Annotated in this window: 17 protein-coding genes and 1 pseudogene; 8 read left to right on the top strand and 10 right to left on the bottom strand. The window is 62.0% G+C overall.

The genetic code is table 11. The features are described from left to right. Nucleotides 1–271 precede the first annotated feature (271 nt). The 3 genes and pseudogenes from gyrA to PW789_RS10660 all read left to right on the top strand — a co-directional run bounded on the left by gyrA (nt 272) and on the right by PW789_RS10660 (nt 4,916). A pseudogene (gene gyrA / locus PW789_RS10670) lies at nt 272–3,167 on the top strand (DNA gyrase subunit A). A 656-nt stretch (nt 3,168–3,823) separates the two neighbouring features. Then, nucleotides 3,824–4,291 (top strand): transposase, encoded by a 468-nt coding sequence (locus PW789_RS10665; protein WP_299375594.1) that lies wholly within the window; start codon nt 3,824–3,826, stop codon nt 4,289–4,291. Nucleotides 4,292–4,379: 88 nt separating this feature from the next. Next, on the top strand, nt 4,380–4,916 hold the full coding sequence (locus PW789_RS10660) for a hypothetical protein (protein WP_299375592.1): 537 nt from the start codon (nt 4,380–4,382) through the stop codon (nt 4,914–4,916). 385 nt (nt 4,917–5,301) lie between these two features. On the opposite strand, the gene PW789_RS10655 is transcribed toward PW789_RS10660, so the two are convergent. Further along, entirely contained in the window at nt 5,302–5,625 is a 324-nt protein-coding gene (locus PW789_RS10655; protein ID WP_299375590.1) for a CsbD family protein, read from the bottom strand. A 197-nt stretch (nt 5,626–5,822) separates the two neighbouring features. On the opposite strand from PW789_RS10655, the gene PW789_RS10650 reads away from it, so the two are divergent. Then, nucleotides 5,823–6,164 (top strand): hypothetical protein, encoded by a 342-nt coding sequence (locus tag PW789_RS10650; RefSeq protein WP_299375588.1) that lies wholly within the window; start codon nt 5,823–5,825, stop codon nt 6,162–6,164. Between the two features lie 47 nt (nt 6,165–6,211). Next, nucleotides 6,212–6,709, top strand: a complete 498-nt coding sequence (locus PW789_RS10645) for a hypothetical protein (protein ID WP_299375586.1) — start codon at nt 6,212–6,214, stop codon at nt 6,707–6,709. A 24-nt stretch (nt 6,710–6,733) separates the two neighbouring features. Here PW789_RS10645 and PW789_RS10640 read toward each other — a convergent pair whose 3' ends face one another. Genes PW789_RS10640 through PW789_RS10630 form a run of 3 tightly spaced genes read right to left on the bottom strand, consistent with a single transcriptional unit; the run spans nt 6,734 to nt 9,439 of the window. After that, a complete protein-coding gene (locus PW789_RS10640; protein WP_299375584.1) occupies nt 6,734–7,396 on the bottom strand; it encodes a hypothetical protein in 663 nt (220 codons plus the stop codon). A 56-nt stretch (nt 7,397–7,452) separates the two neighbouring features. Then, nucleotides 7,453–7,578 (bottom strand): hypothetical protein, encoded by a 126-nt coding sequence (locus tag PW789_RS10635; RefSeq protein WP_299375582.1) that lies wholly within the window; start codon nt 7,576–7,578, stop codon nt 7,453–7,455. A 19-nt stretch (nt 7,579–7,597) separates the two neighbouring features. Further along, entirely contained in the window at nt 7,598–9,439 is a 1,842-nt protein-coding gene (locus PW789_RS10630; protein WP_299375580.1) for an amidohydrolase family protein, read from the bottom strand. Nucleotides 9,440–9,666: 227 nt separating this feature from the next. Between PW789_RS10630 and PW789_RS10625 the strand changes: the two genes are divergently transcribed. Together PW789_RS10625 and PW789_RS10620 are read left to right on the top strand one after the other, a co-directional pair. Then, entirely contained in the window at nt 9,667–10,374 is a 708-nt protein-coding gene (locus tag PW789_RS10625) for a PEP-CTERM sorting domain-containing protein (RefSeq protein WP_299375578.1), read from the top strand. Between the two features lie 100 nt (nt 10,375–10,474). Then, nucleotides 10,475–11,293, top strand: coding sequence for a CHAD domain-containing protein (locus PW789_RS10620; protein WP_299375575.1), 819 nt, complete (start codon nt 10,475–10,477; stop codon nt 11,291–11,293). Nucleotides 11,294–11,312: 19 nt separating this feature from the next. On the opposite strand, the gene PW789_RS10615 is transcribed toward PW789_RS10620, so the two are convergent. Together PW789_RS10615 and PW789_RS10610 are read right to left on the bottom strand one after the other, a co-directional pair. Continuing rightward, nucleotides 11,313–11,603, bottom strand: coding sequence for a PGPGW domain-containing protein (locus tag PW789_RS10615; RefSeq protein ID WP_299375573.1), 291 nt, complete (start codon nt 11,601–11,603; stop codon nt 11,313–11,315). A gap of 90 nt (nt 11,604–11,693) precedes the next feature. Then, nucleotides 11,694–12,128: a c-type cytochrome domain-containing protein gene (locus PW789_RS10610; RefSeq protein ID WP_299375571.1), complete on the bottom strand. Its 435-nt coding sequence runs from the start codon at nt 12,126–12,128 to the stop codon at nt 11,694–11,696. A 118-nt stretch (nt 12,129–12,246) separates the two neighbouring features. Between PW789_RS10610 and PW789_RS10605 the strand changes: the two genes are divergently transcribed. Continuing rightward, complete coding sequence (locus tag PW789_RS10605) at nt 12,247–13,407, top strand: DUF5715 family protein (protein ID WP_299375569.1); 1,161 nt, start codon at nt 12,247–12,249, stop codon at nt 13,405–13,407. A 57-nt stretch (nt 13,408–13,464) separates the two neighbouring features. Here the strand turns inward: PW789_RS10605 and PW789_RS10600 are convergent, their stop codons facing one another. From PW789_RS10600 to PW789_RS10585, 4 genes are all read right to left on the bottom strand, one after another. After that, nucleotides 13,465–14,466 (bottom strand): Gfo/Idh/MocA family oxidoreductase, encoded by a 1,002-nt coding sequence (locus PW789_RS10600; RefSeq protein ID WP_299375567.1) that lies wholly within the window; start codon nt 14,464–14,466, stop codon nt 13,465–13,467. A gap of 126 nt (nt 14,467–14,592) precedes the next feature. Beyond that, a complete protein-coding gene (locus PW789_RS10595) occupies nt 14,593–15,687 on the bottom strand; it encodes a SurA N-terminal domain-containing protein (RefSeq protein WP_299375564.1) in 1,095 nt (364 codons plus the stop codon). Nucleotides 15,688–15,708: 21 nt separating this feature from the next. Next, nucleotides 15,709–16,707, bottom strand: coding sequence for a thioredoxin domain-containing protein (locus PW789_RS10590; RefSeq protein ID WP_299375561.1), 999 nt, complete (start codon nt 16,705–16,707; stop codon nt 15,709–15,711). Nucleotides 16,708–16,756: 49 nt separating this feature from the next. Continuing rightward, nucleotides 16,757–19,216, bottom strand: coding sequence for an LPS assembly protein LptD (locus PW789_RS10585; protein ID WP_299375558.1), 2,460 nt, complete (start codon nt 19,214–19,216; stop codon nt 16,757–16,759). Between the last annotated feature and the right edge of the window lie 65 nt (nt 19,217–19,281).

Below are 19,281 nucleotides of genomic sequence, written 5' to 3'. Positions count from 1 at the left end.
CAACAATTAGGCGGCCTTAGACACAGTGAGTGGAAATTAGTTGCGGACGAGCAACGTCATCTTTTCTGGCCCCATGAAATTCTGGAAAGAGCTATGGTCTTTTAGAGATTCGGTTTTTTGTAGCGCCCGTTAGCCGGCTGCCCGTCGTGCGGAACCGGGCCATCGCACTTTTCCCGGTTTTCCGCGGAGAAGGAGACTCAAACGAAGCACTCGCCGCCCCCGTCAAGCCGGACATCGTCTCCTGCGGCCATCTATAATAAGAGAGACAATCATGGCAGACGATCAGAATCCCCAGCTCCCCCTTGGCGGGAATCCCGACAACCCCGACAGCACGATTAAAGGTCCCGGCGCAGCGCTCCTGCTCCCCATCAACATTGAAGACGAGATGCGCCGGTCGTATCTCGACTACTCCATGTCGGTCATCATCGGGCGCGCTCTACCCGACGTCCGCGACGGCCTCAAGCCCGTACATCGCCGCATCCTCTACGGCATGCAGGAGATGGGTCTCCAGCACAATAAGAAGTACACCAAGTCGGCCAAGGTCGTTGGCCACGTCATGGGCAACTATCACCCCCACGGCGACTCTGCCATCTACGACACCATGGTCCGCCTGGCCCAGCCCTTCTCCCTGCGCTATCCGCTGGTCGACGGCCAGGGTAACTTCGGCTCCATCGACGGCGACCCTCCGGCCGCCATGCGTTATACCGAGTCCCGCCTCACCCGTATCGCGGGTGAGATGCTCGCCGACATCGACTCCGACACCGTCGACTTCGCCTTCAACTACGACGAGTCCACGCAGGAGCCCACCGTTCTCCCGGCGCGCATCCCCAACCTTATTGTTAATGGTGGCGGCGGTATCGCCGTCGGCATGGCGACCAACATCCCGCCACACAACCTCACCGAGGTCGTGAACGCCTGCATCGCTCTGATTAGTAAAGAGAAGACCGACATCCGCCCCGACATCCAGATCGTTCTGGAGCACGTCAAGGGACCCGACTTCCCCACTGGCGGCTATCTTTACGGCCGCGCCGGCATCGCCCAGACCTACAACACCGGCCGCGGACGCTTCATCATGCGCGCCAAGGTCGGCACCGAGAACATCTCCGGCGGAACGCCAGTCCATCGTCGTCACCGAGATCCCCTACCAGGTCAACAAGTCCAACCTCATCAAGCGGATCGCCGAGCTCGCCAACGAGAAGATCATCGACGACATCTCCGACGTCCGCGACGAGTCCGACCGCGACGGCATGCGCATCGTCATCGAGCTCAAGCGCGGCGCCGAGCACCAGATCGTCCTCAATCAGCTCTTCAAGCACACCCCCATGCAGGAGAGCTTCTCCATGATCTTCCTCGCCGTGCACAACGGCCAGCCGAAGGTCCTCCCGCTCGATCACGCCATCCGCGCCTTCATCGATCACCGCATCGAAGTCGTCCGCCGGCGCACCGCCTTCCTCCTCGGCAAGGCCCGCGACCGCGAGCACCTCCTGCTCGGCTACCAGATCGCGCTCGACCACCTCGACAACGTCATCAAGATCATCCGTCAGTCGAGCTCCCGCGCCGATGCCCGCGAGAACCTCTTCAGCTACTTCTCCAGCAAGCGCATCAACCTGCGCGGCACGGAGCTGGCCGGCGTCACCCTCGATCCGACCAAGTACAACGTCGACATGACCTTCTCGCAGACCGGCACGCTGATCCTCAGCTACCGTCAGGTCGACGCCATCCTCGAACTGCAGCTCTATCGCCTCACCCAGCTCTCGATCGACGAGCTGCTGAAGGAACTCTCCGAGGTCCGCAACACCATCGCCGAGCTCGAATCCATCCTCGCCAGCGAGAAAAAGCTTCGCCGCGTCATCGTCAAGGAGCTCGAAGAAGTCCGCGACCGGTACGGCGATGAGCGCCGCACCCAGATCGTCGACGAGACCAGCGAGATCCAGCTCGAAGACCTCATCGCCGACGAGCAGGTCGCCGTCACCATCTCCAACACCGGCTATCTCAAGCGCACGCCCATCTCCACCTACCGCCAGCAGCGCCGCGGCGGCACCGGACGTCTGGGCATGAAGACCCGCGAAGAAGACTTCGTCGCGCAGCTCATCGTCGAGTCGACGCACGCCTTCCTGCTCTGCTTCACCAACACCGGCCGCGTCTACTGGCTCAAGGTGTACGAGATCCCCGACATCAGCGCCGCAGGCAAGGGCAAGGCCATGGCCTCGCTCATCGCCCTGCAGCCCGGCGAAAAAGTCGTCACCATCCTCGGCATCCGCGACCTCAATGAAGAGGGCAAGTACATCCTCTTCGGCACGCGCAACGGTACGGTCAAGAAGACCCCGCTCCCCGACTTCTCCAACGTCATGGCGCGCGGCATCATCGCGATCAACATCGACAAGGAAGATGAGCTCATCGCCTGCCGCGTCACCGGCGGCTCCGACGTCGTCTTCCTCGCCACCCACGACGGCATGGCCCTCCGCTTCTCCGAGTTCTACGACAAGGACTCCGAAAAGTCCGGCGGTCTCCGCCCCATGGGCCGCAACGCCGCCGGGAACAAGGGCATCACCCTCCGCAAGGGCGACTACGTGATCGGCCTCGCCGTCACACCGTCCTCCGAGCAGCGTGCCACCCGACGCGACGAGCTTGCCATCGAGACGAACCTCGTCAAGGAGCTCACCGCCATCCGCGCCAGCATCGATTCCGCCAGCGACGCCCTGCAGAAGGCGCGCGAGGCCGCAGGCGGCACCGAGGACGACAAGGTCAAGGCAGCCAAGAAGGCCCGCGACAACGCCTACGCCAGGCGCGACGATCTCGACGAAAAGCTCGGGCTCAGCCCCTGCCTCATGCTCTCCGTCACCGAGAACGGCTTCGGCAAGCGCACCAACGTCGAGGAGTACCGCCTCACCAACCGCGGCGGCTCTGGCGTCATCAACATGAAGGCCACCGCCAAGACCGGCAAGGTCTCCTCCGTCCAGCTGGTCAACGACGCCAGCGAGCTGATGGCGATCTCGCAGTTCGGCAAGATCATCCGCATCGACACCAGCTCCATCCGCGCCGCCGGACGCTCCACCCAGGGCGTCAAGCTCCTCAACCTCGAATCCGACGACAAGGTGGCCGCAGCCGTGGTCATCCCACCCGAGGAAGCAAAGACCGAGCCGGAGACAGGAACGCTGCTCCAGTAACCGCATCACTACAAGAACAAAGGCGCGAGCAATCAGCTCGCGCCTTTTGTTCTGCAGTGACATCTACCCACCTCTGACCGAACCACCACAAACCCCATCTGACCAAACCACCACAACTCGGGTGCCCCATCTTCGACGCGAAGCGGCTAAGGTGGGCAATTTTCGCGGAAGCGAAAATCCGATACTCTCCACACCCTTTAAATAAGATGGCGCACCGGCGTCACTTCTTCTCTATAGCTTCTTTCAAATGCTTGGCGCAAGCCTCCGCAGTGCTCTGATTTGCTCGCGCTGCGTTTGATTTATCGACGTTATATGCGAAAACCAGATTGCCGCTGCGAGCATCCTTGATAGCGACACTCGCCTCCACATGAGGAAGCGGAGAGACAAATATCGTCTTCCCCCATCCAGCCTTGTCAACACGGGAGACGGCGGCTGACCACCTCTGACCGAACCACCACAATCGGGTGCCCCATCTTCGACGCGAAGCGGCTAAGGTGGGCAAATTTTCGCGGAAGCGAAAATCACGACACTCTCCACACCCTCAAACACGGATCGCATAATATCCCCACCTTTAGTCGCGATAAAGCCGCTCAGAACATGGCGCACCCGGCCTTAACCAAATATTCCGACCCCTCCGGCACAGTAAAATCCTTCCCATGCCGCTGGGTCTCAAGCGATATCAGGATGAAGGCGACGACCACTTCATCACCTTCAGTTGTTACAACCGGGAACCCTATCTCAAAACACCCTCCGCAAGAGACACCTTCCTGCACTCGCTCGAACTCACCCGCACTCGTTACAACTTCGAGGTCCTCGGTTACGTCGTCATGCCCGAACACGTCCACCTGCTGATCGGCGAACCGCCCGATGTCCCACTCTCAAAGGCCCTGCAGGCTCTCAAACTCTCCGCGTCAAAGCGTCTCACCCAACGTCCCTTCTGGCAGACCCGTTACTACGACTTCAACGTCTTCACCCGCGACAAACGAGTCGAAAAGCTCAAGTACATGCACCACAACCCGGTCGCCCGCAAACTCGTCGTAAAGCCCGAAGACTGGCCGTGGTCCACCTGCCGGCACTATCACCTGAACGAACCAGCTTCTGTGAAAGTCACCAAACCCGTATAGGTCAATCCTGCCGTAGAATCATCCCCGCACCGGGCCTCGCACCTTGCACAGCGACGGCGCTCCTCGTCGTCGAGAAGGAAGGCCTCCCATGACGACGGACCTGAACCCGGCTTCCCCCAATCCGCCAGCCGCGCCCGGCTTCAAACAGCGGGCCGCGCGTGAACTGAAGAACTACGCCGCCGTCTCCGCCTACCTCGCCATCCTCTTCTGCGCCGTCACCACCTACACCGCGCTGCTGCTGCGCCGATACGACGAGTCCGACACCCTCACCTACACCTTCGCTCTCCTCAACGCGCTCGTCATCGGCAAGGTCATCCTCCTCGGGGAGATGCTGCACCTCGGCCGCCGCGTCGAATCCAGACCGCTCTACCAGTCTGTCCTGCTGAAGTCCCTGCTCTTCGCCCTGCTCGTCTTCCTCTTTCACCTGCTGGAGGAGTTCATCAAGCGCCTCGTCCACGGCAAGCCCGCCGGAACCGTCCTCGAAGAGCTGGAGCTGGAACGCCTCATCGCCCGCTCCATCATCATCTTCTGCGCCTTCGTCCCGCTCTTCGCCTTCCGCGAGCTCCATCGCGTCCTCGGCGAAGAAAAGCTCCACTCCATCTTCTTCCTCGCAAGAAACCCCTGAAAGAAAGACGACAAACGGCCCGCCCGGCAACGAATCGCCCGGCAAAGCTGTCAAGCCCACAACCGCTGCAAACTTCATAAGATCAGCAAGATAAAGGCTGCCGATTCACCCTGGCCACGCCGCTACAATGGAAATGGGACTCCACACGCCAGAAAACCGGCGGGCCCGAACGCCGCCACCCCGCGCCGCAGACAGTGCGTAGGCCGTCCCGTAAACCATTTATTTTGAATATTTTGCATGTAAGTCGTTTCGATGGAAGAATTTACGCCTTACCACCGGAATAAGCCACGCAAAATGAATATTTTGCGCAAAAACCGGTGGGGGGAGGGGACCTGTCGATCCCGCTCCCCACACAACGTTGACGCACCTCAGCAACGTTGACGCATCAACGATTCAGATCATGAATCGTCTGCGCCGCAGCCGTGCCCACTTCACCTGCAATATCCTTGACCTTGCCCGCGACGCGATCCACGGTGCCTTCTGCCTCAAGATCCTCATCGCCCGTAGCGCGACCGAACCCTTCCTTCACCGCTCCCACAACGCCGCCAACCTTGCCCGCGGCGCGTTGCTTCACACCCCAGCCAAAGGTCTTCCTCGCCGCGCGATCCACGCTGTCATAGCCGCCCGCGTACTCCGGCTCACTCTCGCTGTTCAAGACCAGCACAGTAACCGCCGCTCCAATCGCTCCACCTGCCAGCAACCAAGCCAATCCACCTCGCATGCTGCACCTCCAGCACCATAGGATGCAATCGCACGAAAAGTGTCATCCGCCCATGCAAAGCGATCTTTACCGGCATAGGAATACAACGCTTTGCCGGGAATTTTCATCCGCACCTGATCCAAAATCAGCACAGAGATTTCGCCTGGCACTGCATCTAATTCCGTATGAAGATCATACGAAACAGCTTGCTCCTCATCCCAATGCTGTTTGCAACCATGCTGCCACTACAGGCCCAGCGCAACGGCAACAACTTCAATCGCGGCGTGCGCGATGGCGGCCGCGGCGGCAACTACTACTATGACGATCACCGCGACTATTACCACGACGATCATCGCCATGACAGTGGCGGCATCGGTCCAGGCAAGGGCGCAGCCATCGGCGGCGCAGGCGGGGCCGCTCTCGGAGCGGTCTTCGGCGGCGGCCTGAAGGGCGCACTCATCGGTGGCGCGGCCGGTGCCGGTATCGGAGCCATTGCAGGGCAGGCCAACCAGAACAGCAAGCGGAACAATTACCGTCACCACCGCTAATGGAAACAATGCAAACCAGATCTCTCCTCTCTTCGAAAGGGACACCCATGACTCTTGCCTCTATTTCTTCGCGAACGCTTCTGCTCACTCTCGCTGCAGGCTCCCTGCTCGCCACCGGCTGCAACCAGGCGCAGACGCCTGAGACGAAACCGGCCGCAGCCACCGCCCAGCCCGCAACGCCCAAACCCGACTCCTCGGTCTCGCTGACGCCAACCGGCAACGAGGAACACCACAAGTGGAGCAAGGAGCAGATCCTCACCTGCACCTTCCATCAGTGCTGGGAGCTGGCGGGCAAGAATGAGGATGCATTCTTCGATATCGTCCAGGAGCTGGCCGTCGTATCGGCGAAGGACCGCGGCATACAACTGCCGACGACCGAAGAAGCGGGCCGCACGGCGGGTGAATACATCCGCTCGCAGGCCAGGGCCGACAACCAGCAGCTCCTGTACGCCGTCGTCGACGCCGCCGTCCGCAAGGTCGGCGTGGCATCAGACGCTACCGGTACCGCAGCTACCGATACCACTGCAGCAAAGCCCGCAAAATAACCGAAGCCGGCGAGCGGTCCGCGATCAGCGCGGGCCGTTCCTGACCGCCTGCAGATCCTGATCGAGCATACCGGCCAGATCGCGGGCGAGGTCTGCTCCCTTGGGATCGGTGTAGGTGCCGAGCTGGCCTTTGATCTCGGCATCGGCCTTGCGCGTGTCATCGTGGCAGGGCGTCGAGGTCGTGTACGACGCGGTATAGCCGATGATGCGCTTGCCCAGCGTCTGCTCCTGTATGACGATGTGCAGCGCACGGTCGGCGTTGGCGGCAGCATCGACGACGTCCACGCCGCTCAGTCCGCGAATCGCCTGGCGAATCTCCGCCAGCCGCAGGCCCTGCGCATCGTCACCCGAGACCGTCACCCACACGCGCACCACACCGGGCTGGCTGGGTGTCGTGGGGCCGCAGGTCAGCAGATGCTTCTTCGGATCGCCCGCAGTGGCGTTCTTCGCAGTGCTGATCAGCGCTTCGAGCTGCGCCTTCGACAGCCTGTTAAGGCCCACCATCGTAAAGCTGCCCTGCGAGACGCCGAGATACTGCTGCACATCAGGCGTCCACGCCGACGCAGCGGTAGGCGTCCTGGCGGACGACTTCTTCTTCGCCGTGGCAGGGGCCGTCTGCGCCAGGGTGAGATGCGATGACAGAACGATGCTGGTAAGTACCGTGACAAGCAAACCGCGATTGATCAAACTTCCGACTCCGGGTGTGGTTTTCAGGACTCCTCGGGCAGTGAAAACAGGAGATCTCAGGGCTTGAAGCCGACAGACTCCCAAAGCGGTGCCGGGTCGTAGACCGCACCGGACGATATCGTCTTCACGATCCGCCGCGTGTTGTGGATGTCCGCCAGGGGGTCGGCTTCCAGCAACACCATATCGGCTCTCTTACCACGCTCAATCGTTCCCACCGGACTTGTCAAGGCCCATCACCCGGGCCGGAACGCTGGTCGCGGCCTGGAGCGCCTCCATCGGCGTGAACCCCGCCTCGATATACAGCTCCAGCTCGCGGTGCAACGAATAGCCTGGGATGTTCTGGTCGGTGCCGGCCACGATCGCCAGGCCATCCTTGTGCAGCTCGCGCACCGTGGCCATCATGTCGTGAAACATCGCCATCGACATGACCGCGCGGTCGGCGGGAACGCCGGGAGAGGCCAGGGCCTCGGCCAGCTGCGGCGCCACCTTCAGCACGCCCGGCTCCAGCGTGGCGTAGGCAACGCTGGAAGGGTGGTAGAAGTTTTCGTACAGCGAGATGGTGTCATCGAAGACGGTGTGGTGCTGCTTATACAGCGCGATCTGCCGCTGCGCATCGGGCGTCGAGAAGTCCGCCGGAGGAATCTCCTTGCCGCGCTCAAGATGCAGCAGGTCACGCACCGGGTACTGGATGTGGTTGATCTGATCGTAGCCGCCCATCACGGCCTGCTCGGTGGTCATGCCATTGGGCACGTGGCCCGTGACCGTCATACCCAGCTTGTGCGCCTCCTCGGCGATCACCGGCACCAGGTCCGGCTTCAGGCTGGAGTAGATCTTGATCTGCATCGCGCCAGCCGCCTTGTAGCGCCGCACCACCTCGCGCGCCTGCTCCGGCGTATCGGCCGTTACTGCGCCCAGCGACATGGGGCCGTTGCCGTCGACCACCCCGGCGATGAGGATCTCCGGACCGATGCCCTTGCCCGCAGCCAGCGTGTTGCGCACCGTGGTGATGAAGTCGAACTCGTTGCCGCAGTCGCGCGCCGTGGTCACGCCAGCGGCAAGATAGATCGGTCCCCACTCCACCTGCTCGTAGTGCGCGTGCATATCCCAAAGGCCGGGGATCAGATACTTGCCGGTGCCATCGATCACCGTCGCACCTGCCGGAATCTCGGGCTTCGGCGCGGTGACGATCGAGGCGATCTTGCCGTCTTCCACGAAGACCGTCGCATCCTTCACCGGCGCCGCGCCCGTGCCGTCGATCAGCGTGACATTCTGGATGACGAGATTGCGCGCCACCGGCTGCTTCGCGCTGGCAGCGAGCTTCGCCAGTGCGGCGAGATTGTCGTTGGCCGCGTTCTGGATGAAGGTGCCCAGAGCCCCTTCGTACTCATCGCGAATCGCCTCGAAGTGATCGAACTCCGCATCGGTCGAGATCAGCGCCACCAGATCCTGGCGCTCATCCATCCACAACGTCTCACCGCCCCAGATGAGGCCGTTGATGACGTATCCCTGCAGCGCATGCTGCTGCCCGTTCGCCGCAACGCTCAGTGTTCCCGCAGGTGTGATGGTGACGCTGCCCGCGGGCGTGGGAATCGATGCAGGCTTACCGTGGCGCAGCCAGTAGCGCATCAACATCTGCTGCATCGTGACAGGCGAGTAGCCGTCGATCAGAAACGTACCCTTTGGTGCGGGAAGCTGCTGTGTCTTACCGTCGCGCACCAGCGTGATGCTCTGTGCGTCGGCGTGATACTCCATCGAATCCTTGAGCCCCGACATGCGCGAGGACTGGCCGTCGAGCGACAACGTCAGCGGCTCCAGCTCGCCCGTCGCGGTGAAGACCGTCTTGAGCGGCACCTTGGTTCCACGATCGGTGAAGAGGAAGTCGGAGGTCAGCTTGAAGCCATTGCCGCTGCGTGTGATCGAGTAGGTCTCTTCACCATTGGTGCGTGCAAACTTGTGCAGGATGAACCTTCCCTGCTCCGACGTCTGGGCAGATGCGCCTGCGACAGCGCACGAAACTGCAAGCATGGCCAAGGATGCGCGCAAGACACTTTTATTCATAGAGCAACAGTATGCCAGCCTGTTAGCTGGCTTCGATAGGACGATTCCCTTATCCCAGCGCTGCAAAATCATGCACATTTTCTGTTTTAGTCAGTGATGGCTTGCTTCTAAATGCAACGCCTGACTATTCCCACCATTTGGAACGCAACGTGCTTACCAGTCATCACACTAGGCCTAATTTAAAAATTTTGTTTCTTTCCGGGAGCACATCTATGCGTCTTCACCATTCTCTTCTTGGACTCTCTCTTCTTGTGGGTTCCGCGCTCTCCGCTTCGGCCGATACCGTAGTGCTGAAGTTTGAGAACATCCTTACCGCCGGTCAGCAATCCGCTCCCATCGGCGACTATTACAACGGAACTGGTGGTCCCTCCAACAACTATGGCATCTCGTTTTCAGACAATGCCCTGGCGCTCTGCCTGAATACGCCCGGCAACTCCTGCTCCAACACCTCACGCGGCGGTCTCGGCGATCCCACCTCCCAGGGAGGCGGACTCTTCTTCCTCTCTGGCAGCGAGACCTACATGAATAACGAAGCTGGCTTCACGGATGGCTTTTCTCTGTTCTACTCGGCCATCAACCAGCCGGGCAGCCTGAGCGTCTACTCCGGCCTGAATGGAACCGGAACTCTGCTGGCGACGCTCGACCTGTCGCTCACGTCGAGCGGATGCTCAGGAATCTACGACGCAGGCTTCTGCCCCTTCGTTCCTGTAGGCGTCAGCTTCTCCGGAACGGCAGAGTCGATCTCGTTCGCCGGCGCGGCAAACCAGATCGTCTTCGACGATGTGACCTTCGGCAGCGCCATTCCGAATCCTCCCGATACCTCTGCGGTTCCCGAGCCTTCGACGCTGCTGATGATGTTCACCGGTGCAGGCGCTGCAATCGGCGGCGTGCGTCGGCGCATCGCCATGGCACGTAGCTAACGCAGGACAATTCTCTGGCTGTCGACGGCATCCAGTGGCGCTCACGTTCCTCGTGAGCGCCGTTTGTCTTAAGCACGACGCTCTGCCATGCTGTTTGGGCATGAGACCGACTTCCTCCGCGGCCTGGCCGATACGCACGCTTGACGAACACATCGCCGTAATCACGCAGGCCATCGAGGAGTGCCGCAAAGACCCCACAGAGCACGCCGTGCATCGCCTGCGCACCACGAGCCGCAGGATCGAGGCGCAGCTCGCCCTGCTGAGGCTGTGCGCCGAGGTCCCCCGTCTTCGCCACACGGGACGGCTGCGGCGACTGCTTAAGCTGCTGCGTCAGAGAGCTGGTAAAGTACGTGACTTCGACGTGCAGATGGAGAGCCTGGAATCACTCCGCCCACCGCGTCGAGGCGCGCAGTGGAAGCACGACCAGCAGCTGCTGATCGACCGCTTGAAGACGAAGCGGAAGAAGGCTGTGGTCAGGCTGACCCGCGACCTGCATCAGCATGACGATGACCTCACGACGCGGCTCGCGGAGCTGACCGCGCAGCTCAAGTCGCAGGAGGCCTTCTCACTCGAACCGCAACTCCTGATGCGGTCGGCGACGACATGGTTTCAGGATCAGGCTTTCATCCGGCAAGGCGGCTTCGACGATCCCGCTCGCCTGCACGCCATTCGCAAGGCGGCCAAGCTGGCCCGCTACATGGGAGAGAACGCGGCGAAGACTCGCAACGCCGCACGCCGGTTCGCCGAGGACATGGAGACGCTGCAGGAGGCAGGCGGCGCATGGCACGACTGCCTGGCGCTGGCCGGCGTCGCTGCGAAGTACGCCGGAACCAAATCCTCTCTCACACTGAATCTTCAATCCCGCTGCACGCGCCTGCTGAAGGCCTACCAGCGCCTGTTGCGCCAGGCAGCGGCCTAAATATCTGGTCTGGATGTCTCTAGACCTCTTCGGCCTTGTCCCTGCCGGCTACTCTTCTCTGCGAGACAGCGTTATTGCTGCGCCGGGAGCGTGCCTTGCGGCGTAGCCTGACTGCCCAGCGCTTCACACGGCCCACCGCCCGCTGCGCCCACACATAGTCACGCGAAAGAATCAGCAGGCCAGCGAGGATCAGCGGCACACCCGGAAGAATCGGCAGGATGCAGCCCGCGATCCCCGCAGCGAGAAGGCCCCACCCCGCGACCTCGCGCAACCATCGGCTGCTCTCACGGCGTGGCTGCTGCTGCGTCATAGCGCATTAGACGCGGACTCAGGACAGAACAGAGCAGAAATAAATCCAGCCGCCACCGATCCATTACGGATGCAGAGAGATACGAGAGATCTAGGGCCGCGGCGGATCGCCCGGCATTAGCGCACCGGCGCGAATCCACCGCTCCACCGTCGCGATGTCGGCATCGGCCAGCTTCGCCGACTTCGACGGCATGTTCTCCGGGTCATGCGCCGTGCCCTCATGGCGGATCAGCTTCATCATCATGCTGGATTCAGGATGGCCGGGAACAATATCGATGCCGCTTTTGCCGCCCTTCCTCATGCTGGCGCTTGTGGCCATGCTGAGGCCGCCGCGGTGATTCATGCCCGCGTGACAGCGAAAGCAGTACTTCTCGAAGATGGGACGGACGTGGCCGGTGTAGAACTCCGGGCTAGCGGCATCGCTGGTGCTTCCGGGAACCGGGGGCGTCGGCTGGTTGACCGTATTGCAGCCTGTGATCGTCATGGCCAGGATGGCAAGCCCGAGGCCGCCCCAAAGACTTCGCATTGCTTTCCATATTAACGGATCAGTACACGGAATCCGATTCGTCACTTACTCACTCAAGGCAACGGGTTTAGGGTAGAAAGTGCTCTGGCGGTTCCCGCGCCCTCTTTGTTTTACAAGGATGCGTCGGAACGCCTTCATCACGGCCGTATTGGCTCTTGCACTGCTGTCCCCAGGACATGTGTCGCTGGCAGCCTCGCACAAAACGCACCGCTCTGCGGCGCGCAAGGCGACTGTTGCTCCAGCAAAACACGAAGCGGCAAAGACCACCCCGACAAAACGCGTCTCGACGCGCAAGGCCAAGTCTGCGCCCGCAACCGCTCCCGCCAAGGCCGTTCCGGTCAGCGCCCGTTCACCCCACTCCAGGCAGAAAACAGCCGCGGCTCCCGCGGTCGAACGCACCTCGACGCGCTCCGGCAGACGTCGCAAGGCGACCCGCTCCGACTTCCTGCAGGCAGCCGGCGTCTCCGATAGAAGCGAAAAACTCCACCAAGCCACGCAGCATGGGACGAAGCTCGCAGCAGCCCGCGCCTCGGATCTCGCCGGAGCCGCAAAGCCGGGCATCACCGCACCGGCCAGCGTGACGCAGGCCGCCAATGTCACTCCCAGGCTGGGTACGATCGAGGACGAGGCATCGATGCCGGTGATCCTGCCGACGCTGTACAACAAGCGCGGCCGCCTGATCGTGCCGCCGCCGATGCGCGGATCGCACGAGATCCTGGTTCGCCAGAACGTCGTCGCCGACCGTGACGGCCTCGACCGCATCCAGGACGACAACGACCTCGAGCGCATGCGCACGGCGCGCCTTCTGGTCGGCATCCCCGTCTCAAGTGCTCTCACCGTCGACGATCGCCTGCCGGTCAATCGCCGTTACGCCCGTCCGTGGACGGCTCAGTTCCTGGTCACGCTCTCACGCGCGCACTACGCCCGCTTCCACACACCGCTGCAGGTCAACTCCGCAGTGCGTACGGTCGAGTTTCAGCAGCACCTGCAGCACATCAACGGCAATGCCGCTCCCGCCGAGGGCGAGACCGCCTCGCCGCATCTGACCGGGCAGGCCGTCGACCTGGCCAAGCACGGCCTCTCCATCACAGAGATCGCCTGGCTGCGCGGCTACCTGCTGCCGCTCTCGCAGGAGGGCCGCATCGACGTGGAGGAGGAGTTCCAGCAGAGCTGCTTCCACATCAGCGTCTACAAGAAGTACATGCACAACGGCACCAAGCGCGAGATCGCCGCAGGCCGCCACGGCGGCGCCTCCGCACTGGCCACCGGCCTCAACTAAATCTGACTGCCTGCGTGGTGCGCGGCTGACAGCTTTGCGCGGGACGCGAGTGACGGCCTAAACCGTCTTCTCGCGTGCTCCCGTCTTCCAGCTGCGGAAGGCTGCATCCAGCGCTGCCATATTGTGAACGGCGTCATCGCCGGTTGCGGCAAACGACTCGCCGCCCGTGAACGCCCGTGCGAAGGCATCCAGCATCCGCACATAGCCGTCGCTGTTGTCGATGGTGACCGTCTCCAGCGTCTCCCCCGCCTTGCGCACCGCGACCTCCACCGGCCGGTCGACCGAGAAGCCGCTCTCCGCCACCAGCACGCCGTCGCTGCCGGTAAACGAGAGCAGCGTGCGATACGGCGCGCGCGCATTGCAGTTCACGTTGGCCAGCACACCGCCGGACATCTCCATCTGCAGCGAGGCGATGGCCTCAACGCGATCCTCTGGCTTCGTCTTGATGGCGACCGTGCTCACGCTGGCGACCTCTTCGCCCAGAATGTAGCGCAGGGCGTCGATGCAATGAACGCCTACATCGGCGATGGGACCGCCCGCGGCCAGCGTCGGGTCCATGATCCACTTACGCGGTGCGCGGTCGGCGGGATAAGCGTACTCGGCCTGCGCCAGCTGAGGCGTGCCGATACGTCCTGCGGCGATCTGCTCGCGCATCCAGTCGATGCTCCGGTTGTAGCGGAAGTTCTGCGCCACTCCGTAGAGCACGCCCTTCGCCTTCGCCGCGGCAGCCATCTCGCTGGCCTCGGCGGCGTTCATCGAGACCGGCTTCTCGCACAACACAGCCTTACCCGCGTTGATCGCCATCAACGTATCGTCGCGGTGCATGGCGTCGGGCGAGGTGATGAAGACGACATCGACCTCGGGCGAGTTGACCAGTTCCTCCGGCGTAGCGAAGCAGTGCGCGATGCCGTGCTCGGCGCAGTTCTTCTTCGCGGCCTCCTGGTCGCGGCGCCACATGCCGGTGAGGGCCACTTTTTCACTGCGCGAGAAGGCAGGCAGCAGGCGGCGGACAGCATGGTTGCCGAAGCCAAGGATTGCAAAGCGTACAGGCGCAGTCATCAGACAGTTCTCCTGAGATCGTGTGGCGTAAATAGAATCGGCGGCCATTGCAGGCCGCCGATCCATCTTATCCGTTTCCGTTAACAGCCCGTCGCGGAGCTGCAGGTGCTTAGTGCTTCGTTCTCTTTAGTGTGCTTCGTTCTTGAAGACCTGCTCGGCGAAGAAGTTCTCCACCTTCGACTGGTCACGCAGCATCTCGAAGTAGGCGCTGCGCAGCAGCTGCGAGCGGCCGTTCTGCAGCTGCTGGCGGATCGCCTGCTGCACGCTGGGGTCGCTCAGCTCGCGCTGACCGGCAGGCTCACGCGAGATCACCTTGTAGATGGCATAGCCCGCGGGCTTCTTGGTCTGCCCATCCAGCAGCGGCAGAATCTCCGTGATCTGGCCGTTCTTCAGCTTGGTGACCGCATTGTAGACAGAAGGATCAGCCTTCATCTGCGACTCCGGCACAAAGCCGAGATCGCCGCCGCTCGAAGCCGTCTCCGGCTGCTCGGAGAAGTTCATCGCCAGCGCCGCGAAGTCCTCGCCGCTATCGAGACGGTTCTTCAGAGCCTGGATCTTCTTCTTGGCCTCGGTGTCGTTGGTCGCCTTGCTGTTCTGCAGGTTGCCGGGCTGGTTCGAGGGCACGCTGGTCACGCGAATCACCGCGAGGTGATACTGCGTCTCCACCAGGTTGTACTCCGACTTGTGCGCGTTGTAGTACTTGGACACATCCGCATCCGTCACATTGATCTTGGAGTCGATCTCCTTGGACAGCAGCTTGTTCATCGTCAGGCTGCGGCGGATGTCGTGCTTCAGATCGTCCAGCGTGCGGTTGCTGGCCTTGAGCTTCTCGTCGAACTGCTCCTGGCTGTAAGGAGCCTTCATCTCGTTGACCTTGGCATCCACCTCTTCATTCGAGGCCGTGAGATTCATCTTGGCAGCACGCTGCTCGACGATCTCCTCGTTGATGAGGGAGTTCAGCACGTTCAGCTTCAGCGATTCGGCCTGCTCCTGCGTCAGCTGCTGCTGTTGCTGCTGGGCCTCGCCGAGCTGGTTCTGGTACTGCTTGTCCATCTCGGTCTTCATGATGGGCTTGCCGTTCACCGTCGCAACCACATCGGCGTTATGCGCATGATTGCAGCCGGCCAGCGCCGTTACCACCAGCAGCAGGGCCGGGCGAGAGGCGCGGCCAAAGCGGCGCACCGAAGACGAACTCATTCTCGCAGTCAATACATTGGTCACTTGTTGCTCTCCTCGATGCTTTTACTTCTGGCTGCCTGCATGGTTCGCAGGCTGAGTCGCATTTCCTGCAGCAGGCGCACTCGGCGCTGCAACCGGGGCGGGCGGGGGAGGAGGAGGCGTCTTGCCCTCGGCGATCAGCGCTTTATCGATCATACGGTAGACGTACTCGATGGGAAACGCCCCCTCGAGCTTCTCGCCGTTGATATACAACACCGGAGTCGCCTCGAGGCCAAGATCCATGCCTTCCTTCACCGACGCCTTGATCGCCGTATCTTCCTGCTTCTCGATACAGGCGTTCAGCGTCACCTCGTTGACCTTCTGACGCTTGCCCTCGTCTTTGGCGAGCGTATCCAGATTCTCGTTCGCCTTGGCCAGCGTCTTCTCTGTCCCGCCGATCTCGCCCACGTGTCCGTGCACGTAGTCCACGTAGTTCCAGTAACCGGTAGCGCTCTGCGCTGCCAGGCAGTTGGCGTCGATCGCCCCGCGCACCGCCCAGGGATGGATCTGCTCGAGCGGAAAGTCCTTGTAGACGATGCGAACCTGGTCTTTGTAGCGCTCCTGCAGCGCAGGGAACAACGCGCTGTGCATCTTGGCGCAGAACGGGCATTCCAGATCGTCGAAGCCAACGATGGTCACCGGCGCGCTGGCCGGGCCGCCGCGCGAAGGACGTCCGCTGTCCGTCACCAGCGCCTTGGGATCCTTGCTGATGTCGAACTTCGAGAACTGGGCCACGGTCTTGCCGTCGGTCGACAGCAGGAAGGTCATCGGCTTGGTCGTCTTGCCCTCGGAGGTAAAGATCACCGAGATCTCGTCGTAGCCGGGAACATCACTATGGGTGCGCGGGCCGATCATGACGTCGTAGGTCGGCGGCAGATTGGTCTTGGCACGCAGCAGGATCTCCACACGCCGTTCGAGCTCGGGAGACAGCTTGCCTCCGGTGGGACTCTGGGCGTGGCAGCCGGCAGGAACCAGCATCAGCGCAAGAAGGGAAAGATGAGACAGCCGGGCCACGTTCAACACAATACTCCATTATCTCACGCTGGCGTGGAGGCCGCGACCGGGCGAGCCACTAGAACAGGCGCTGGGCGCGGCTCAGATTGCCCGCCGACCCGATGTTGGCCAGCGTCAGGTTGAAGCGGTACGAGTTCTCGTTACGCACCGACCCCAGCTCGTACTTGCGGTACTCCACGGAAAAGCCGCAGCAATCCCAGTTGTACTGCACCTGCAGCGCACCATACTGCAGCTCGGAGAGATGGAGATCGTAGCCGGCGTTGGCCGCCATTCCGAAGCCCTTGTGCGTGGGGCCGCCATAACCCAGCAGCAGGCGCAGTTGCGTAAAGTCCGAGATCGCCGACGAGAAACCGGCGACGTTGAACCGGCCCGGGGCGTTCAGGCGGGCATAACCGAGACCGGAGAAGATGTTCCCCTCGTGGATATTGACCAGCACGTTGTTCGAGGTGAACTTCTTCGCCCCCGTATCCACGTCGAAGTCCCACTCGACATCCACGTTGTCCGAGGTCCTCACCCGCAGCCGCGAGATCAACGGCGAGATGGCGCGCGGCTCCGTGAGGAAGGCGACGCCCGAGATCGCCAGCGTGGAATCGAAGATATTTCTGCGGCCGGTCACGACCGCACCACCGAAGTTCTGGTCGAAGAAATGCACCTGCGCCAGCTTCCAGCTGATCAGCTCGCGATTGCCGCAGCTCTCCGGCGAGGCCGTATAACCAGGGTCGGAGGTCGTCGCCCCCGGGGTCGATCCCGAGTTGTTCGGGGAGGCCGTGGACATCCATGTCTGCCCGGCATAGGGGATAACCACCGCGGGACATGGCTTGTTGCTCTTGCGATGCACGAAGATCCGCTGCGTCAGGCCGTACTGAAACTGGTTGGTATTGCTGACGACGTCGGTATCGTCGAAACGCAGGACACGATGGAAGTTGTCGACACCGCGCACCAGCCGGTAGTCGACCTCCGGCTCGATCGTGTGACGGATGTCGTCGCCAAACAGCTTGTGTACGAACGGCGAGGAGAAGGTCCTCTCCAGCACCGGCAGCCGTCCCTCGACATCGAACTCCACGTCGGCGCGGTTGATGCCCTCGCCGCTCTCCACCGGAGGCACCGTTGTGCGGTTCTCCTTGCTGCGGGTGTACAGCGTGTCCCGTACCCCGACCGAGGGCCGCACGCTCCACCCACCCGCCTTCAGCGGAAAGGCGATCTGTGGATGCAGGTCGAAGCGATGCGTCAGGCCAGTGGTGGAGAAGTTCGGCTGCACCCGCTTGAGCGACGTCGCCTCGCTCTCCACGCTCCACTCCAGCCCGGTCTGCCCCAGCCGGTGCTCCGTTGAGAAGAGATCGAAGGCCGGGGTATGGAAGATGCGGATCTGCTGCTCGGTCTGCGTCGCCGTCGCCGTCTGCTTAAGACCCTGGTAGCGGTCGGCGCGGATCGACCAGCTATAGCCGTCAGCCTGGTGCGTCAGGTAACCGACGGAGAGGATGTCGCTCGAAACCGCCTGATTGAAGTTATCGTCGAACGCCGTGCGATACGCGTAGGAGCTGAGATACTCGGCATTGCCCACCATGCGCGTATGCGCGCTGAGGTCGTAGCGGCCGGAGAAGAGGATGTCCTCGCCTCCCTGGTTGATGTACTGGCCGTCCGAGATATAGCCGCGGTCCAGCAGGCCGCTGTAGTGCGCCATCACGAAGTTGTTGCCCAGCCCGCGATAGCGGAAGGTGCCCGTCTGCGACCAGCCGCGCTTGGAGTAGTACTCCAGGCCCACCGTCAGGTCGGCGCTGCGGCTGAGCACCAGGTAAAACTGCTCGCCCAGCACAAAACCGCGCGTCGACGACTGCCCGATGACCGGAATCATGAAGCCGCTCTGCCGCTGCTCTCCCTCCGAGGGATGCGTGATATAGGGCAGAAATACCAGGGGCATGCCCATCACGCGGAAGGTGCTGTTGTGTGCCGAGGCCTTGCCGTCCTTGACGCTGAACCGGCCGGCGAAGAGCTGCCAGTCCGGGTGCGGCAGCTCGCACGAGGTCACCGACCCGTCGTAGATGTCGTAGTTCTTCGGCCCCGTCTTGACGACGACCTTCCCCTCAAAGAGAAACGGGTGACCGTTGCTGTAGATATTCTTGCTGGTCTTGCTCCCATGCAGCCCGACCGAGCCGTTCACGTCGAAGAACCGACCCGTCTGGGTCTTCAGATTCATCGATCCGCGGCTGGCGTTGATGACTTCGTCGTTCTCTCCGCCGGTGACCTTCAGGTGTCCGGCGGCATTCATCTCGCCGGTGTCGCTGTCATAGTCGATATGGTCGGCCTCGACCTTGCGATCCTTGTACGTAATCACCACATCGCGATCCAGCGTATAGCGGCTGCCGGTCTTGGTCTGCGGCCCTGCACTCTCGATCGTTACCGTCGATCCATCGTCGGGCAGAGGCACGATGACGGCCTCGGGGTAGCCCTTCTCCCGGCCATCGTCCGGTGCATCCGGAAGCGTCTCCGCCGCAACGGGCCGAGGTGCCTCACTCGACACCTCTTGCGCACGTAACTGTGGATGAATTACCGGCGCCAGCGTGATAGTTATCAAGAGATAAATAC

This window comes from Edaphobacter sp., assembly GCF_028283685.1.
In the GTDB taxonomy this organism is placed as follows: domain Bacteria; phylum Acidobacteriota; class Terriglobia; order Terriglobales; family Acidobacteriaceae; genus Edaphobacter.
The sequence above is the reverse complement of the archived record's forward strand: the minus strand, read 5'-3'. Positions and strand labels throughout refer to the sequence as shown.